Below are 17,936 nucleotides of genomic sequence, written 5' to 3'. Positions count from 1 at the left end.
CGCCCGGATCTCTTGCGCGCGTCGCCCCGCGTGCCATTTCGGCCGACGCGCACGGCGCACGCAAGAGGTTTCGCGCATCGGACGGTGCGTCAGAACTGCGTGGCAATCCCCGCGAACACGCCGAACTGGCTGCGCCCATAACTCGGATTGAGGTTCGATGCGCTGCCGTTGACCGGATCGTTCACGTTATTGGCCCCATAGGTCCCGCCGTTCAGCCCAAGGTTCGACGTCGAACTGTTTCGCAGATACCCGAGTTCGGTATAAAGCCGCGTCCGCTTCGACAGCGAGTAGATGCCGGACAGCGTGTACAGCGTCCCATTGCCGTTGCCGTGATTGGCATTGGCGTGATAGACGGCGCCCATGATGGCGGTTGCCGGCGTCACGGCCCATTGCGCGCCGAACCATTCCTGGTCGACCGCGGTCGGCAGGGAAACGCCGGCGGGCTGTGCCGACGGCGTGCCCGTTCCGTAATACCCGGCATTCGATGCGTCCGGTGCACTCAGGTGAACGTAGCCGGTATACAGTGTCACTGGCCCGATTCCGTACGACGCGCCGGCGAAGATCGAGCGCGATGCCAGATAGACGTTGCTGAACTTGCCGTTACCATCGCGGATCTCGTCGTAGATCAGCTGCGCTTCGAGGTTGGACGCCTTGTACTGCAATTTCAGGCCATCCGCGCGGCCCTGCGAACTGCCCAGGCCGGTGGCCGTGCCCAGCTGGCTCGGCGCCGTGCCGGGCGAACCGGCATTCCATTTGGTCGAATTGGTGAGGTTGTACTGGCCTTTCACCGTGAAGCCGCCGAAATCGGGCGACGTATATTCGATGCCGTTCGACGCCTGCGGGAACATGCGGCCGCGGACCAGCGTGCCGAATGAATATTTCTTGGTCTGCTGCGGGTCGAGTGTCCCGGTATCCTGCAGTAACTCGCTCGCACCGAAATTGCCGAGGCGGATCGCGCCGTACGCGTCGTGTCGCAACCCGACGGTCGCCTGCCCCTCGAAAAACGAACCGTTCGCCACGGAGCCGTTCAGTGTGTTCAGGCGCGCCTCCAGCCGGAACGTGGCCTGCAGGCCACCACCCAAGTCCTCGTTGCCGAGCATGCCGAAGCGCGACTCGCCCCAGCCGCCAGACTCGGCCGACAGCCGGTTGCCACCAGGCAGGCCTGTTTCATATTGCAGGCCGTTATCCACGATCCCGTACAACGTGACACTGCTCTGCGCATGCGCGAACGCCGTGACGCCACACAGCGCCGTGCCGGTCATGAATCTGAGCATTTTCGTCTCCATCGACAATCTCCTTCGTATACCTAATTTATTGATGTTCTCGTCTTTATTAATACGCCGACGCATATTGGCTATACGCAGGCCGACCTGCCTACTTGAGGTAATTTCCCACGTTGTTACGGGTTACGGATTCGAACGGCACGATCACTTCGGCGGGGGCCGGCTTGCCGCTCTTGAGCGTTTCGACAACCTGGTATGCGGCCTGTGCCTGGCCCTTCGCGTTCTGGAAGATGGTCTGAGACATCTCGCCTGCCTTGATCGCCCGCATCGCGTCTGCGGTGCCGTCAACACCGGAGATCGCCACACCCTTGAGCCGCCCGGCCGTCTTCAGCGCTTCCAGCGCGCCAAGCGCCATCTGGTCGTTGGCGGCGACGATCGCATCGAATTTCGGATACCGCTGCACCCAGTCCTCGGTGACCTTCATGCCCTGTGCGCGATCGTAGTCGGCCGGCAGGTTCGACAGGATCTTGACGTCGGGACGCTTGGCCAACGTCTGCACGAAGCCAGCCAGGCGTTCCTTGGAGTGGTAAAGGCCCGGCGTACCCTGCAGGTAGAGGATCTGCGCGTTCTTCGGCAGGATCGAATCAAAGTACTCGCCCTGCAGCCGTCCAGCGTCGTAGTTTTTCGAACCGACGAACGTGTACTTTCCGCCGGCGGACTGGATGCCCAGCGCGATCACCGGGATGCCGGCCTTGTTGGCACGCTCGACCCCGGGAACAATGCCGCGATAGTCAACCGGCACGATCATGATCACGTTGACCTTCTGCGCGATGAAGTTGTCGATCTGGTCGAGCTGGCGGCTCACGTCGCCGTTCGCATCGGTGTAGACCACGCTCAGGCCCGGGTCCGCCTTGACCGCATCCGCAAAGGCCGTCTTCCGGCTCATCGTGAACACATCGGTGTCGGCAAGATTCGTGTAACCGATCACGAATTTCTTGTCGGCTGCGCTGGCCGATGTCGCCAGCACCGCCAGCCCGAAAACCGCCACCGCTATTTGTTTCCAAACCTTCATATGCTCCTCCGTTGTTGTCTGACCTGCTGCAGGTTGAACATCGACTTTGCTGCAAATGCTTCACTTGCTGCTTCACTGCTTGCCGGAGACCCGGCTCGTTCGGTTCCGATCTCAGGTCGGACGCCGCACTCGCTTGCCGCGGCCGTTCTTGGTCTTCACGTCCAGAATCACGGCGACCGCGATAATCAGCCCCTTGGCAATCTGCTGCCAGTAGGAGCTGACGTTCAAAAGGTTGAGGAGGTTATTGATTACGCCGATAATCAGCGCTCCGACCATCGAGCCCATGATCGTGCCGGTACCCCCCATCAGGCTGGTCCCGCCCACCACCACGGCCGTGATCGCATCGAACTCGTAGCCGACGCCGCCAGCCGGTTGGCCAGAATTGATCCGCGACATCAGCACGATTCCAGCGATCGCGGTCAGCACGCCGCTATAGACGAAGGCCATCGTCGTCACGCGTCGCGTATTGATACCGGAGGCCACCGCGGCGCGCGTGTTGCCGCCGGTTGCATAGACGTAGCGACCGAAACGTGTGCGATTCAGCAGCACCCACGACACCGCGAGCACTGCGATTAAAATGAGTACAGAGATCGGCACCGGTCCGACCGAGCCTTGGCCGATAACGGCGAAGTCGCCCAGGTCGCTGACGGGCGCACCGCCGGTATAGAGCAGGATGCCGCCGCGCGCCACTGTCGTCATCGCGAGTGTGGTAATGAATGAGGGAATGCCGAAGGTCGTAACGATGAAGCCGTTGACGAAGCCGACCACTACTCCCATCGCCAGCCCGACCGCTATTGCCAGTGCGATGCTGCCGGTAAGCGACATCACGCTCGCCGCAATCGTACCGGTCAGGGCCACCACCGCTCCAAGTGACACATCGATCTGCCCGAGAATGATGATGAAGGTCACGCCGCATGCGAGCAGGCTGACCACCACCACCTGCCGCAACACGTTGGTCAGGTTCGGGACGGTCAGAAATGCGTCGCTGGCCAGCGACGCGAGCGCCACGATGCCGATGAAGATCAGTATCGTGCCGTACTTTCGGTAGATCTCGGCCGGGCTCGCGCCCTTGAGCCGGGCCATCATGCCGGCGCGCGGCGGCATCGAATTCTCCTGCATGCTGTTCAACATCATTGACCTCCAGTTGCCAGTTTCATGATTCGTTCCTGCGAGGCTTCACTTCGGCTCAGCTCGCCGGCCACCCTGCCCTCGCGCATCACAATCACACGGTCGCTCATGCCGAGAATCTCCGGCAGTTCGGACGAGATCATGACGATGGCCAGCCCCTGCTGCGCAAACTGCGACATCAGGCGGTGTATTTCGGATTTCGCGCCGACGTCGATGCCGCGCGTCGGTTCATCGAGGATCAGCACCTTCAGGTCACGCACCAGCCATTTCGCGATAGCGATCTTCTGCTGGTTGCCGCCACTGAGATTGCCGGTAACGGTCTGCAGGTCAGCGGTCTTGATCTTCAGCATCTCACGCATCCGCGTCGCCTCGGCGCGCTCGCGGCGCACATCGACGAGACCGCACCGCGAGAAACCCTTCAGGTTCGCGAGCGAGATGTTTTCCATCACTGAGCGGCACAGTACGAGCCCTTCGCCCTTGCGATCCTCGGATACCATCGCTATACCGCTGCGAATCGCGACATCGCTGCCCGTGCCTTTGATCCGCAACGGCACGCCCTCGAGCACGATCTCGCCGTCGTCCAGCGCATCGAGCCCGAATATCGCGCGCACCACTTCCGTCCGCCCGGCACCAATCAGCCCGGCCAGCCCGACGATCTCGCCGCGCCGCACGCTGAAACCGATGTTGGAGAACACGCCATGGCGCGTCGCGTTGCGCACCTCGAGCACGGTCTCCCCGATCGGCGCGTCGAGCTTCGGAAAGATGCTCGAGATCGGCCGGCCGACCATCGCCGCGATGAGGCGCCCCTCGTCGTAGTCGCTGGCCGGGCCCGACTCCACGTAGCGGCCGTCGCGAATGATCGTGATGTCGTCCGCGATCCGGAAGATCTCGTCCATCTTGTGGCTGATATAGATGATCGCGACACCGCGAGACTTCAGGTCTCGGATCTGCTCGAACAGCATGCCGACCTCGGTGTCGCTAATTGCCGAAGTCGGTTCGTCCATGATGACGACTGATGCCTGACGTGAAATCGCCTTCGCGATTTCGATCAACTGCATGCCTGCCACGCTCAGTTCGCGCATCTTCTGGCGCGGTGTGTAATCGAGCCCTAGACGGTCGAGCAACGCTTGCGTATCGCGCTCCATGCGCCGGAAATCGATCATCCTGCGCGACAGCGCCCCGAACCCCGCATAGGTCGGCTCACGACCGAGAAAGATGTTCTCGGCAATCGACATGTCGAGGACGGGGCTCAGTTCCTGATGGATCATCGCGACGCCGGTATCAAGCGCCGCCTTCGTGCCGGCGGGACGATACGGCGCGCCTTTAAAGCGGATCTCGCCCGAATCGACGCGATGCTCACCGGACAGGATCTTCATCAGCGTCGATTTGCCGGCGCCGTTCTCGCCGACCAGCACGTGCGTGGTGCCCGCACGCACCCTGAGGCTGACTCGGTCGAGCGCGAGCACGCCAGGGAATGCCTTCGACACGTCCTGCATCTCGAGCACGTACTGCGGTTCTTCGCTAGCCATGTGGCTGCTCCTCCTGGGCCGGCTGTGGCCGGCCCGATGGCATGCTGGCGAGACGCCCGCGCGACGCTGCGCATGGGCGATTCCGCCACGGCGCGCCGGTGGCGCCCGGCATGCCTGTCTCCGTTGTGTTTCTTGGTCTGGTCGCGTGCACCGGCCCTGCCGGGCCGGGCTGAGACGGCCTAGCGGCTGATGGTCTGCTTCAGTGCATCGATCGACGTGGCGATACCGGCATCGACCGACATCGTCATGTCTTCCATCTCGAGCGAAACCCAGTCGTTGTAGCCGGTCATGCGCACTACCGAGAAGAATTCCTTCCACCACTGGAGATCCTTGCCGCAACCGACCGCCACGTAATTCCACGCGCGCCGGCCGACATCTTCGACCCGCTTCGTTTCGAGCAGGCCGTTGACGTCCACCATGCCGCGTTCGAGGCGCGCGTCCTTGCCGTGTACGTGATGGATCGCGTCGCCGAGCGCGCGGGCCGCGGCGATCGGATCGGCGCCCATCCACATCAGGTGGCTCGGATCTAGGTTGAGACCGACCATCGGACCGACCGCGTCGCGCAGCCGGAACAGCGTTTCCGGATTCCAGACTAGCATCGCGCTGAAGTTTTCCAGCGCGAACTTCTCAACGCCCGATTCGCGCGCCTGGACAACCAGCGATTTCCAGTACGGGATCGCCACGTCGTTCCACTGATAGTCGAGGCACCCCTTGAGCGTCGCCGGCCAGCTCACCGTATAGGTGATCCAGTTCGGCACGCGATCCTCGGGGCTGGCCGGCGGCAGGCCGCTCATCGCGACGATCTTGCGGACGCCGAGTTCGCCTGCAAGGCGGATCGCCTTCTCCATGTCGGCCTTGTGCTTGGCGCCGAGCGCGCCGGGATCAAGCGGATTGCCCGACACGTTCAGCGCGGCAATTTCCATGCCGCGGCTTTCCAGCGCGGCGAGCAGCGCGCGGCGCTTGCCCGCGTCGGCCAGCAGTTCGTCGGTGCGGAGATGCGGTGCGGACGACCATCCGCCTGAGGTCATCTCCACGCCGAAGACGTCCATTTCACACAGCTTGTCGAGCATTGCTTCATACGGCAGGTGGCCGAGGCTGTCAGTGCAGAACGAAAGTTTCATGGTGTTATCCGACTGTCTTGTTGATGAGGTCAAGCACGCCAGGACTTGCCGGCGCGCCGCGGCGGGACGAACCCGTTCGATGTCAGGCGTCGCGGTAAAGCCCCGGCTTTTCGTTCAAGACCACGGCGACCTTCTCGCCGCTGCGCTGGGCCTCGACGCCCGCCTCGCAGCAGGCCGCCGTCGCATAGCCGTCCCAAGCGGACGGGCCGTCGATCGTGCCGTTGCGGGCGGCGTCGACCCACGTCTGCACTTCGAGATCGAACGCCGCGCTGAATCGCTCGACGAAGGTCGGGGTGACCGAACCGCCCCACTGCCCGGCACTGCGCACGTACGGGCCGCCGTCGTTGCCGATGTTCACGATGCCGTCCTCGAACACCGCCTGCGTGGCCACCTGATAGCCGAAGCGCGCGTTGACGAAGATCTCGACATCGGCGAGCACACCGCTCGCCGTTTCAATCAGGACCTGCTGCGGATCGTGCTGACCCGGATGCGCATGTCGCGTCGGACGGCCCAGCCGGACCTGCACCGACGCGATTTCCTCGCCAGTCAGGAAGCGGATGCCGTCGAACTCGTGAACCACGGAATCGTTCACCAGCATCTGGCTCGTGAAGCTTGCCGGCGTCGCAGCGTTGCGATGCGAGAAATGCAGCATCAGCGTATCGCCGAGCCGTCGCGTGGCGATCAACTCGCGCAACTGCCGGTATTCGGCGTCGAATCGGCGCATGAAGCCGACCTGGATCAGCTTGCGCCCGAGCTTCACTTCGGCTTCGACGACGCGCCACGACGATTGCGCATCGGGCGTCAGCGGCTTCTCACACAGGATCGGCAACCCCTGCGACAGCACCTGCTGCAGCGTGGCTTCGTGCAGGAAGCCGGGGGTGGCGATGACGACCGCATCGGCCACGCGATCCGCCAGGACCTGCTCGATCCCTGCGACCGCCACGGCGCCCGGTGCCTTGTCGGCGACGGCCCGCGCACGAGCCGTATCGATATCGACCACGGCCGAGACCTCGGCGCCGACGATGCGGCGGGCGATGCGCTCGACATGATCGGATCCCATCAGACCGGCCCCGACGACCGCGATACGAAGCTTCTTGCTCATATGTCGAATTCCTAAGTATTTTTAGTTGGCCTGCCGGTCGAAGTACGTACATTCCCTGCGCGACCGGCAAAGATTCAAACGAACGGGGTAAGTACGAGAGAGATGAGCAGGGCCTGCGGCGCGCTTGCGCGGCAAGCGGACGGGGTCGGTTGCATGTCTCCGGTGACTCGATTGGTTCTCTCACTGCCGTTTCGGACCGTGAGCCTCGAGACCTCATTCGATTGTTCGGTATCGAAGTTTAGAGGCGCACAATGCCGCCGCAACAACAATCGTGACCATAAATGGTCATGACACTCGGGACCGGATTTGCGCCCAACAGATGACCATAAATGGTCAATCTTTCTGTTGATGGGCAAGCGCCGGACCTCGTAATTTATTGACGAACGCGACGCAGTCCACATAGCGAACCGAGCCGGTCCACCCTTGTCTGCGCCGCGAAAACAATGCCGGAGACACGTCCCTGCCCGCCACGCATTTGCGCTTGCAGGCGAAGCGATGAGGTCGGCGCTTTCGCGCTGGCATCGCTTCGCGTTGCCTCCTCGCATTCATCCTTTCACCACACGGATCAGATCATTCATGGGTCATATCAGGCTAACGATGGCGCAGGCGCTCGTACGCTTTCTCGACAATCAGTATGTCGAGATCGACGGCGAGCGCATCAAGTTCGTCAAGGGCATCTTCACGATCTTCGGACACGGCAACGTACTGGGCCTCGGCCAAGCGCTCGAGCAGGACCCCGGCCGGCTCGTCGTGCATCAAGGCCGCAACGAACAGGGCATGGCGCATGCGGCAATTGGCTTCGCCAAGCAATGGCGCCGTCGGCAAATCTACGCGTGTACCTCGTCGGTCGGCCCCGGCGCGGCCAACATGGTGACGGCCGCCGCGACCGCCAGCGCGAACCGCATTCCACTGTTGCTGCTGCCGGGCGACGTGCATGCTGGGCGCCAGCCGGACCCGGTGCTACAACAGATCGAGCAGACGCATGACCTGTCGATCAGCACCAACGACGCATTCCGCGCGGTCAGCAAGTACTGGGATCGCATCGTGCGCCCCGAGCAACTGATGAGCGCCTGCCTCAACGCGATGCGCGTGCTGACCGATCCGGCCGACACCGGCGCGGTGGTCCTTGCGCTGCCGCAAGACGTGCAGGCCCAGGCCTACGACTATCCGGAAAGCTTCCTCGCCGAGCGCGTGCACTACCTAGACCGTCGCCCCGCCGCACCGGAATCGATCGCGCGTGCCGCGGCCCTGATCGCGCCGGCCACGCGCCCGCTGCTGATCTGCGGCGGCGGCGTACGCTACGCCGGCGCCGCTGCCGAGCTGCGCCGCTTCGCCGAGCGCTTCGGCATTCCGGTCGCCCATACGCAGGCCGGCAAGGGCGCGCTGCCCTGGGACCATCCGCTCAATCTCGGCGGCATCGGCGAAACGGGCTCGCTGGCAGCCAACGAGATCGCGCGCCGCGCGAACCTCGTGATCGGCGTCGGCACGCGCTACACCGATTTCACGACCGCATCGAAATGGTTGTTCCAGGTTCCCGAGGTGCGCTTCGTCAACCTCAACCTCAACGGTTTCGACGCCGGCAAGCTCGACGGTCTATCGATCCAGGCCGATGCGAAGGCCGGCCTGAGCGCGCTCGCCGCCGCGCTGGACCGCGCCGGCTATCCGAGCGACGGCCGGCACGGCTATCGCGACGAGATCGCACAGGCAATCGACCGCCTGCGTGCGGAAGAAGAACGCCTGTTTGCCGTAACTTACGGCGCCGAACATTTTGTACCTGAAATCGACGATCACCTCGATCGCGCCGTGCTCGATGAATTCGTGCGCATTACTGGCTCGTCGCTGACCCAGTCGCGCGTGCTCGGCGTGCTCGACCGCAAGCTGACCGAACACGACGTGGTGGTGGCCGCCGCCGGGAGCCTGCCCGGCGACCTGCAGCGCATCTGGCGGGCCAAGGGTGAGGACAGCTATCACGTCGAATACGGCTATTCCTGCATGGGCTACGAAGTCAACGCGGCACTCGGCGTCAAACTCGCGCAACCCGAGAAGGACGTGTTCGCGTTCGTCGGCGACGGGTCGTACATGATGCTGCACTCGGAACTCGTCACGTCGATCCAGGAAGGCCGCAAGATCAACGTCCTGCTGTTCGACAACATGACCTTCGGCTGCATCAACAACCTGCAGATGGAACACGGTATGGGCAGCTTCGGCACCGAGTTCCGGCGCCGCAATGCCGACACCGGCCGGCTCGACGGTGCATTCGTGCCCGTCGATTTCGCCGCCAATGCGGCGGCCTACGGCTGCAAGACCTACACGGTGCGCAACGTCGACGAACTGGAGACCGCGCTCACTGATGCCCGCACTCAGCGCGTGTCCACCCTCATCGACATCAAGGTCCTCCCCAAGACGATGGTGCACAAGTACGGCTCGTGGTGGCACGTAGGCGTGCCGGAAGTCTCTACCAGCGAGCGCATCGAGCGCGCCGCCGAGCGAATGAAGGCCGCACTCGCCACCGCCCGGCGCTACTGATCCACCGAATCGATCCAATGCGGGGCGCGCCTCCGCATTCCGCACCACCACTCACCAGGAACCGACATGCGTATCGCACTTGATCCCTACATGTACCGCCATCTGCCGCTGCCCAAGATGGTCGAGAAAGTTGCCGAGCTCGGCTACAGCTATATCGAGCTGTCGCCGCGCGAAGACTTCCTGCCGTTCTACAAATACCCGCGCGTTGACAAGGCGCGGATTCAGGAATTCAAGGCTGCGCTGCGCGACACCGGTGTGCAGTTGTCATCGCTCCTACCGCTGTATCACTGGGCCAGCCCGGACGAGTCGCTGCGCGAGGCGGCGGTGCGCAACTGGAAACGCGCGATCCAGGTGGCAGTCGAAATGGAATGCCCGCTGATGAACACGGAATTCAGCGGCCAGTCGAACCATGCGCTCGCCAGCGAGAACCAGTTCATGCGCTCGATGGAGGAACTGCTGCCCGTGTTCGAGCGCGAAGGCATCAGTCTCGACATCCAGGCGCATCCGTACGATTTCTGTGAGCGCAACAACGAGTCCGTCGATATCGTCCGCGGCCTCGACAAACCGTGGCTCAACTATCTCTACGCGGTACCGCACACCTATTTCTACGACGACGGCGTCGGCGACATCGCCGCGATGCTCGAGTATGCAAAGCCGAAGCTCACGCACCTGATCATCGCCGACACGTACAACCATCGCGCGTCCTCGAACCTGCGCTACATCGTGAATCCCCCCGGCGTCACAGCCACCGTGCACCAGCACCTCGACATCGGCCAGGGCGAAATCGACTGGGACACGTTCTTCTCGAAGGTTCGTGAGATCGGCTTCGACGGCATCGCGACCGTGGCCGTGTTCGCGTGGGAAGACCGGGCCGACGAATCGAGCCGGATGATGCTGGAGACCGTCAAGCGCGGCCTCGGCCTCGCCTGACATCCGGCACCGCTCAACCGCTTATCCGCTCAGACTCAAGACGACAGGAAACCATCGTGCATACACCGACGCTCGCGTCCGAACGCCAGTTCGACCTGATCTGCCTGGGACGGCTCGCCGTCGATCTCTACGGCCAGCAGGTCGGCGCCCGCCTCGAGGACGTCACCAGCTTCGCCCGCTACTTGGGCGGGTCGTCCGCCAACATTGCCTTCGGCACGGCCCGGCTCGGGCTGAAATCGGCGATGCTCTCGCGGGTCGGCAACGATCACATGGGCCGTTTTCTCGTCGATGCGCTCACGCAGGAAGGCTGCGACGTCAGCCAGGTCCGCATCGACCCCGAGCGCCTGACCGCGCTGGTCCTGCTTGGCCTCAAGGATCGCGACACGTTTCCGCTCGTGTTCTATCGTGAGAATTGCGCCGACATGGCGATCGACGAGCAGGACATTGACGAGGCGTTCATCGCGTCGAGCCGCGCCCTGCTGATCACTGGAACGCACTTCTCGACCGAGCGTGTCCATCGCGCCAGCATGAAGGCGCTCGAATACGCGCGACGTCGCGATGTGCGCACAGTGCTCGACATTGATTACCGGCCCGTGCTGTGGGGCCTCACCGGCAAGGCGGACGGCGAGACGCGCTTCATCGCGGATGGCAGCGTCAGCCGCCACCTGGGCGGCATCCTGCCGATGTTCGACCTGATCGTCGGCACCGAAGAGGAATTCCGCATCGCCGGCGGCCATGACGATCTGATGGCCGCCCTACGCGTCGTTCGCGAGGCTACGCCCGCCACCCTGGTGGTCAAGCGCGGTCCGCTCGGCTGCACGATACTCGACGGGGCGATTCCGGCGAGCATCGACGACGGCCGCTTGCATGGCGGCGTGCAAGTCGAGGTGCTGAACGTGCTCGGCGCAGGCGATGCCTTCATCTCCGGCTTCCTCAAGGGCTGGCTGACCGGCGCCGATGAAACCACCTGCTGCGCGTACGCCAACGCTTGCGGCGCGCTGGTGGTCTCGCGCCACGCTTGTGCGCCGGCCATGCCGACGACGGCCGAACTCGACTATTTCCTCGCGAATTCGGCCCGCATGGGCCGGCCCGACCGTGACCCCGCGCTGAACCGCCTGCATCGCGTCAGTCCGAACCGCAAGCCGTGGGACGAGGTGCTCGGCTTTGCGTTCGACCACCGCGACCAGCTCGCCGACCTGGCTCAGCAAGCCGGCGCCGACGAACGGCGGATCGGCACGCTCAAGCAGCTCTTCGTCGAAGCCGTTGCCGAGACCGAGGCCCAAATCGGTGGCCAGGGCAAGATGGCCGTGCTGATCGACGACCGATTCGGTCAGGATGCACTCAATGCCGCCACCGGACGGAACTGGTGGATCGGCCGCCCTGTCGAACTGCCGGGTTCGAACCCGCTGCGCTTCGAACACGGACGGTCGATCGGGTCGGCACTGCTGTCCTGGCCGCGCGAGCATATTGTGAAGTGCCTCGTTCAGTACCACCCCGACGATGCCCCTGAACATCGGCTCGAACAGGAAGCGCAGTTGCAGGCGCTCCAGCAGGCGGTATCGGTCAGCGGTCACGAACTGCTGCTGGAAGTGATCCCGCCCAAGGATCGCCCCGCATCGCAGGACGCCGTGGTCCGCGCGCTGGAACGCCTCTACGATCTCGGCATCAAGCCCGACTGGTGGAAACTCGAATCGATGCCGGCTGAAACCTGGCGCCGCATCGACGCGCTGATCGAGGCGCACGATCCGTATTGCCGTGGCGTCGTGCTGCTCGGCTTGAACGCCCCGCTCGAAACGCTCGCGCAAGGCTTCATCGACGCTGCCGCCAGCCGGACCTGCCGCGGTTTCACGGTCGGTCGCTCAATCTTTTACGAACCGAGCCGTGGGTGGTTTGCCGGCGAGATCGACGACAACGAGGTAATACGCCGCGTGCGCGTGTCGTTCGAGACGCTGATCCGCCTCTGGCGCCAGGCTCGCCCGCAACAGGAACAGGAGGCAGCATGACTAATCTGCTCATCAAGGGCCGCGCAAGCGGGCGCGATATCGTTACGGTCACGCCGGCCAGCGCAGGCTGGCGTCATGTCGGTTTCGCCGCCAAACGGCTCGCCGCCGGCGAGCGACTCGCGCTCGACACGGCCGCTGACGAGCTGTGCATCGTGGTACTGACCGGCACCGTGACGATCACAACCGGCGAACAAGTCTGGCGCGACATTGGCGGGCGCCGCAGTGTGTTTGAGGACCTCTCCCCCCATGCGGCATATGTGCCGTCGGGTCGCAGGGTGTCGATCGAAGCCGCCGACGCGGCCGAAATCGCGCTCTGCACGGCGCCTGCCACCGGCCGATACGAGGCCCGCCTGATCGAGCCCGCGTCGATCACGCGTTCGGTACGCGGCAGCGGCACAAATACCCGCTACGTCTGCGACATCCTTCCGCAAACGGAACCGGCCGAAGGGCTGCTGGTGGTCGAGGTGGTGACGCCAGCCGGCCACGCGTCCAGCTATCCGCCGCACAAGCATGACGTCGATGCAATCCCAGTCGAAAGCGTGCTGGAAGAGACCTACTATCATCGCCTCGACCCCGAGCAGGGGTTCGCATTCCAGCGTGTCTACACCGATTCGCGCGACATCGACGAAGCCTATGCGGTCGAGAATCACGACGTGGTGATGGTGCCGCGAGGCTATCACCCGGTGGTCGCGCCGCATGGCTATCGCAGCTACTACCTGAACGTAATGGCGGGACCGAAGCGCGTCTGGCACTTTCGCAATGATCCGGCGCATGAATGGATGCTGGCGAAATAGTCGCCCGGGATGTAGCGCCGGCCCCGCTAGAGGGGCCGGCTGGCATGCACTGCGGACAACGGCGGACGACTGTTAGCAATGCGGTTCGGCCATTGGCCGCCCCATGGGCACTTGTCGCGGCCGCTTAATCGTCGGGGGAAAGATAGGGGCTGCGACGAACATTCGCGGCGCAGAACACACCGAACTCGACAGGGCCGACCGGCGGCGGGGCCTCGAGCACCCCGCAACCATACAGCATGTGCTGCAACGCAGAAATCACCTGTGCGTCGGGATTCTGGTCGATCACGATATCCATCGTGCCTTCGTCGATGTAGTCGCGATGCTCGTCCAGCATCTCGTGACCGACCCATACTACCTTGCCGGCCACATCGAATTCCCTGAGCGCCGCGGCGATGCCCGCCGAACCGTAACCGCTGTTGTAGATGCCGACCAGGTCCCCCTGCTTCAGCGCCGGCAATACGGCGCGATAACACGCGTCGGCATTGTCGAGCGTCTCGATTTCGACGCCCTGATACTCGAGCTCGGTCTCGGCCCCCTCGAGCGCCGCGCGAAAACCGGCGATCCGGTCGCGGTGCGCCCCGAAACTGCGGCTTCCGCAAAGCTTGAGCACGCGCCCGGCCCGCTTGGCGAGCCGCCCGATGAAGTAACCTGCGGTGCGACCGGCACCAACGTTGTCGATTCCTGCAAAATGAATACGCGAAATCTCGCTGATGTCGGTCATCAGGGTTACCACCTTTTCGCCCCGATCTATCGCATCGCTCAGCGCCGCGCGCACCGGCGCAGTGTCGCGCGTCGTGATGATCATGCCGGCCCTGCGGTAGCGGCAGTTGCCTATAGCGTCGACCACCGCCCGGTCCGATTCCGGAAGAATCAATCGATGCAGGACGATGCGTTTGTCGAGGATCTGCGCCGACCGTTGCAATGCTGCGTTCAGGCGACGGAAAAACGGCGTGTCGCCGTGCGAGAGGAGCACGTCGATATGAATCAGCCCGTGCCGGCTATCCGGTAGCACGCGGCGCACACCTAGCCGGCGTGCCGCCGCGATCACGCGCTCGCGCGCCGATTCCGATACGCTGCCCCGCTCGTTGAGGACCCGATTGACCGTGGCCTCGCTGACGCCGGCCTCGGCCGCGATCTCGACGAACCGGGCGTCGCGCTTGCGCCTCCTGCCGGCTGGTGTCACGACCGGGTCCTCGCTCATCTCGCCTGCTCCGTGCCGCCGCACAGGTTGCGGAAATGCGCTTCGATCTCCTCGAGGCTGCGGCCCCGCGTTTCGGGCAGGTTGCGCCAGATGAATACAATCGACATCAAACCGATGGCAAAGAATACGAAGAAGGTGCTCGAAATGCCGGCGTAGGCAACCAGCGATGGGAAGCTCAGGCCGAGCACGAAATTGACCATCCAGAGCACGCAGCCGGCCACACCCACCGCGAAGCCGCGGATATGCAGCGGAAACAGTTCGGCCAGCAGCACCCAGCACACCGGCGCAATCAGCGCCTGCATGAAGCCGAGGAAGCAGGCCATGGCGGCCAGAATCAGGCCCGCGCGCAGGAACGATACCGGCAGGAATAGCGAGAACAGGCCGATCATCAGCAAGGACAGCGTCGTCCCGCTCAGCCCGATCAAGAACATTGGTCGGCGGCCGATCCTGCCCAGCACCTGAATGCCGATCAGAGTCGCAACCACAGAGATTACTCCGTTCGCGACGTTGCCGATCAGCGCCGTCTCCCGCCCGAAACCGGAATTCGTCAGGATTTGCGTACCGTAGAACATGATCGAGTTGACGCCGGTCGCCTGCATGACGATGGCAATCCCGATCCCGACCCAAAAAACGTGTCGGACCCAGGGCGTCGACAAGCCCGGCCCGGTACGGTCGGTAGGATGGGCGCGGCGGTACCCGGCGTTGCGAATCGAATCGAACTCCTTCTGGGCTGACTGGCTGTCCCGAACCTGCTGCAATACCTTCCAGGCCGCGTGCAGCTTGCCCTTCGAGGCCAGCCAGCGAGGGCTTTCCGGCATCACCAGCATGCCGAACCACAGCCCGACCGCCGGCAACGTCGCGACGGCAAGCATCCAGCGCCAGACGCCATGCTCGCTACCCCACAAGCTGCCGATCGTCGCGTTGACGATGAACGCGATCATTTGCCCGGACACGATCATCAGCTCGTTTTGTGTGATGATCTGTCCTCGGCGATGCACGGGCGCCAATTCGGCCAAGTAGGTCGGCACGCAGATCGACGCCCCGCCGACCGCAATGCCCAGCACGAATCGCGAGGCAATCAGCAAGTCGACGGTAGGGGCGAAGGTACAGGACAACGCGCCACCGAGGAATAGCACCGCCAAGATCATGATGCTCATCCGGCGCCCGTAGCGGTCCGCTACCAAGCCCGACGCCACCGACCCGATCACGGCGCCGAGCAGCAGCGAACTGGTCACGAGCCCCTCGGTCAGCGGGGTCAGCCCGAGATCCTGGGTCATGTATGCCAGCGCCCCATTGATGACGCCGGTGTCATAGCCGAACAGCAGGCCACCGAGCGTCGCGATCATCGCGATGAACCGCATCGAGCGGCGCGCCTGAGCGGGCAGGGCCATTGCGGACGGAGCGGGTTCGACGGACGAGAGCGTCTCACAGACTTCCTGCATCAGTGTCTCCATGATTTGTATGTTTATGGCAGCGTCCTGCCTCCATTCGCTGCCTGTGCGGCGGCTCGGGCGGCGCCAACGCAGCGCAAACACGTAAGCCCCCACGTCGGACCGATCATTTACGTGGGCCGCCGGCGGTCATCGTGCCGGGCGCCAATTGAGCTTTGGATCGAACTCCGGCGACAAGCTCGACGTCCGGCATTGACGCCCCAAAATCGCTGTCATTGCGTTGTCGCGCGATATCAACCGACGTTCCGCAGCGCGACGCGACCTCTGCGCGGATTCTGCGTGGGAGACTTAACCGTAGACAAAGCGGCATCGACGTGCAACGCGACTATTGACCATTTTTAGTCAATGATGCCGTGAAGTGAACTGCCCGCCCAGTTCTATCGCGGCTTTCCAGCTTCAGCTCGCGACCAACTTCTGTTAGTTGGCCCCGAATCGGGATACGAAACGCGCGCGATATCATGCGGGCCGACGTCTTGCAACGACTTGGAGTCGCTTTGCCGAGCCGCCAAACATCGTGATGACGAGCCGGTAGTGACAATGGGCTGTTACATCGCCGTGCATTGCGATCGTCGATGCTGGAACGTTGGACTACTACAATGCCATTGGCGGCAGTGAGTTCAGCGCTATCAACCATGCGCGCGCATTTTCACATCGGGCAAGATCGACAAGCGTCTGCAACTGATCAAGAAAAGCATTCAGCAGTACCTGAACGCATTGGACATCAATCGCACGATCGCACGCAATCTTCGGAGATTGAAGCAGAGGTGAGTCGACCGCGAGACGAGACCGCACAATTGCGCGAACGAATGCACTGCCTTGATCCATTCAAGGCACGGCCCCATCGTCTCATGTGACCCTGAACCAGAATTAGTCAGCTTGCACGCCCGCCCGACTCACCAGATAGTCAACTAAACGCTGCGCCGCCGGCTGCAGCGCATCGAAGCGCCGGAAGCACACGACGAACCGTCGATTCGCCCACGCGTCGGTGAGCGGGATCACCTTGATGCCGAGCACCGGCCGGTAGGTCTCGGCCACTTCGACAGGCACGACGCTGATGCCGAGCCCTGCCGCGACTACGCGAAACGCGGCATCGAAGCTCGACACGATCACGCGGTAGGACACGGTCTTGCCGGCACTGGCCGCCGCGCGTTGCAGCATCGTATGCACGGCCGTCGACGGCAGCAGGCCGACGTGCTCGTAGCCGAGCGTCTGTTCGAAGCACAACGACGTCTCGTTCGCGAGCGGATGATCGCGATGCACGGCCAGCGCGAGCCGATCCTGCCGATACGGCCGGTGCTGCAAGCCCTGCAGGTCGACACTGTCCCAGCACACGCCCACGCTCGCCGCGCCTTCGCGCAGCTGCCGCACGAGTTCGGACGACAGCCGCTCCTCCACGTCGACGCGGATGTTCTCGTTGGCCGGCTCGCGCATGAACGATGAAATGTCGTCGAGCAGTGCTTCCGCGATCGCGGACGCCGACGCGCAGATGCTCACGTGCCCTTTCAACCCGCCGCCGAACGCCGCGATATCGCTCGCGATGCGCTCCATCGTGAACAGCATGCTGCGCGCATGCTCGAGCAGCGCATTGCAGGCGGCCGTCGGTTCGACACCGCGCCGCGAACGCGTGAGCAGCGGCACGCCGAGATCGCTTTCGAGTTGCGCGATGCGCTTGCTGATCGCGGACGGCTCGATATGCGCTTCCTCCGCTGCCCGCGCGATGTTGCGGTGATCGCACACGGCCACCAGCAGCCGCAGCGTCTTCAGGTCGATATCGCGCATTCGCCGTCTCCAGGGCTCAGACATTCCGGCTCGGAAGCATGGCGCCTCCGAAATACCACTTTAATGTTCAATAGGAA

General features: G+C 63.5%; 13 protein-coding genes. 4 read left to right on the top strand and 9 right to left on the bottom strand.

The window, feature by feature from the left end; translation table 11 throughout:
• Positions 1-89: 89 nt before the first annotated feature.
• From WS61_RS10525 to WS61_RS10500, 6 genes are all read right to left on the bottom strand, one after another.
• A complete protein-coding gene (locus WS61_RS10525) occupies positions 90-1,286 on the bottom strand; it encodes a porin (protein WP_257127239.1) in 1,197 nt (398 codons plus the stop codon).
• An 88-nt stretch (positions 1,287-1,374) separates the two neighbouring features.
• Entirely contained in the window at positions 1,375-2,295 is a 921-nt protein-coding gene (locus tag WS61_RS10520) for a sugar ABC transporter substrate-binding protein (RefSeq protein ID WP_059500430.1), read from the bottom strand.
• A 111-nt stretch (positions 2,296-2,406) separates the two neighbouring features.
• Complete coding sequence (locus WS61_RS10515) at positions 2,407-3,429, bottom strand: ABC transporter permease (protein WP_218921204.1); 1,023 nt, start codon at positions 3,427-3,429, stop codon at positions 2,407-2,409.
• Complete coding sequence (locus WS61_RS10510; RefSeq protein WP_059500429.1) at positions 3,426-4,952, bottom strand: sugar ABC transporter ATP-binding protein; 1,527 nt, start codon at positions 4,950-4,952, stop codon at positions 3,426-3,428. The genes WS61_RS10515 and WS61_RS10510 overlap by 4 nt, the downstream gene beginning before the upstream one ends.
• Positions 4,953-5,131: 179 nt before the next feature.
• Positions 5,132-6,073, bottom strand: a complete 942-nt coding sequence (locus WS61_RS10505; protein ID WP_059500428.1) for a sugar phosphate isomerase/epimerase — start codon at positions 6,071-6,073, stop codon at positions 5,132-5,134.
• Between the two features lie 82 nt (positions 6,074-6,155).
• The gene (locus tag WS61_RS10500; protein ID WP_059500427.1) at positions 6,156-7,175 is read right to left on the bottom strand and encodes a Gfo/Idh/MocA family protein; all 1,020 of its coding nucleotides are present in this window, start codon (positions 7,173-7,175) and stop codon (positions 6,156-6,158) included.
• Positions 7,176-7,751: 576 nt separating this feature from the next.
• Here WS61_RS10500 and iolD point away from each other — a divergent pair.
• The 4 genes from iolD to iolB all read left to right on the top strand — a co-directional run bounded on the left by iolD (position 7,752) and on the right by iolB (position 13,428).
• Positions 7,752-9,701, top strand: a complete 1,950-nt coding sequence (gene iolD, locus WS61_RS10495) for a 3D-(3,5/4)-trihydroxycyclohexane-1,2-dione acylhydrolase (decyclizing) (protein WP_059500426.1) — start codon at positions 7,752-7,754, stop codon at positions 9,699-9,701.
• 66 nt (positions 9,702-9,767) lie between these two features.
• On the top strand, positions 9,768-10,631 hold the full coding sequence (locus WS61_RS10490; protein WP_059500425.1) for a sugar phosphate isomerase/epimerase family protein: 864 nt from the start codon (positions 9,768-9,770) through the stop codon (positions 10,629-10,631).
• A 56-nt stretch (positions 10,632-10,687) separates the two neighbouring features.
• Positions 10,688-12,634 (top strand): 5-dehydro-2-deoxygluconokinase, encoded by a 1,947-nt coding sequence (gene iolC / locus WS61_RS10485; RefSeq protein ID WP_257127238.1) that lies wholly within the window; start codon positions 10,688-10,690, stop codon positions 12,632-12,634.
• On the top strand, positions 12,631-13,428 hold the full coding sequence (iolB, locus tag WS61_RS10480) for a 5-deoxy-glucuronate isomerase (protein ID WP_059500424.1): 798 nt from the start codon (positions 12,631-12,633) through the stop codon (positions 13,426-13,428). Before iolC ends, iolB begins: the two co-directional genes overlap by 4 nt.
• Positions 13,429-13,552: 124 nt before the next feature.
• Here iolB and WS61_RS10475 read toward each other — a convergent pair whose 3' ends face one another.
• The 3 genes from WS61_RS10475 to WS61_RS10465 form a co-directional block, all read right to left on the bottom strand.
• A complete protein-coding gene (locus WS61_RS10475; RefSeq protein ID WP_059500423.1) occupies positions 13,553-14,629 on the bottom strand; it encodes a LacI family DNA-binding transcriptional regulator in 1,077 nt (358 codons plus the stop codon).
• Positions 14,626-16,083, bottom strand: coding sequence for a sugar porter family MFS transporter (locus tag WS61_RS10470; protein WP_257127237.1), 1,458 nt, complete (start codon positions 16,081-16,083; stop codon positions 14,626-14,628). The genes WS61_RS10475 and WS61_RS10470 overlap by 4 nt, the downstream gene beginning before the upstream one ends.
• A gap of 864 nt (positions 16,084-16,947) precedes the next feature.
• On the bottom strand, positions 16,948-17,859 hold the full coding sequence (locus tag WS61_RS10465; protein ID WP_059500421.1) for a LysR family transcriptional regulator: 912 nt from the start codon (positions 17,857-17,859) through the stop codon (positions 16,948-16,950).
• Positions 17,860-17,936: the final 77 nt, after the last annotated feature.

The organism is Burkholderia sp. ABCPW 11, from assembly GCF_001523445.1.
Classification (GTDB): Bacteria; Pseudomonadota; Gammaproteobacteria; order Burkholderiales; family Burkholderiaceae; genus Burkholderia.
The sequence above is the reverse complement of the archived record's forward strand: the minus strand, read 5'-3'. Positions and strand labels throughout refer to the sequence as shown.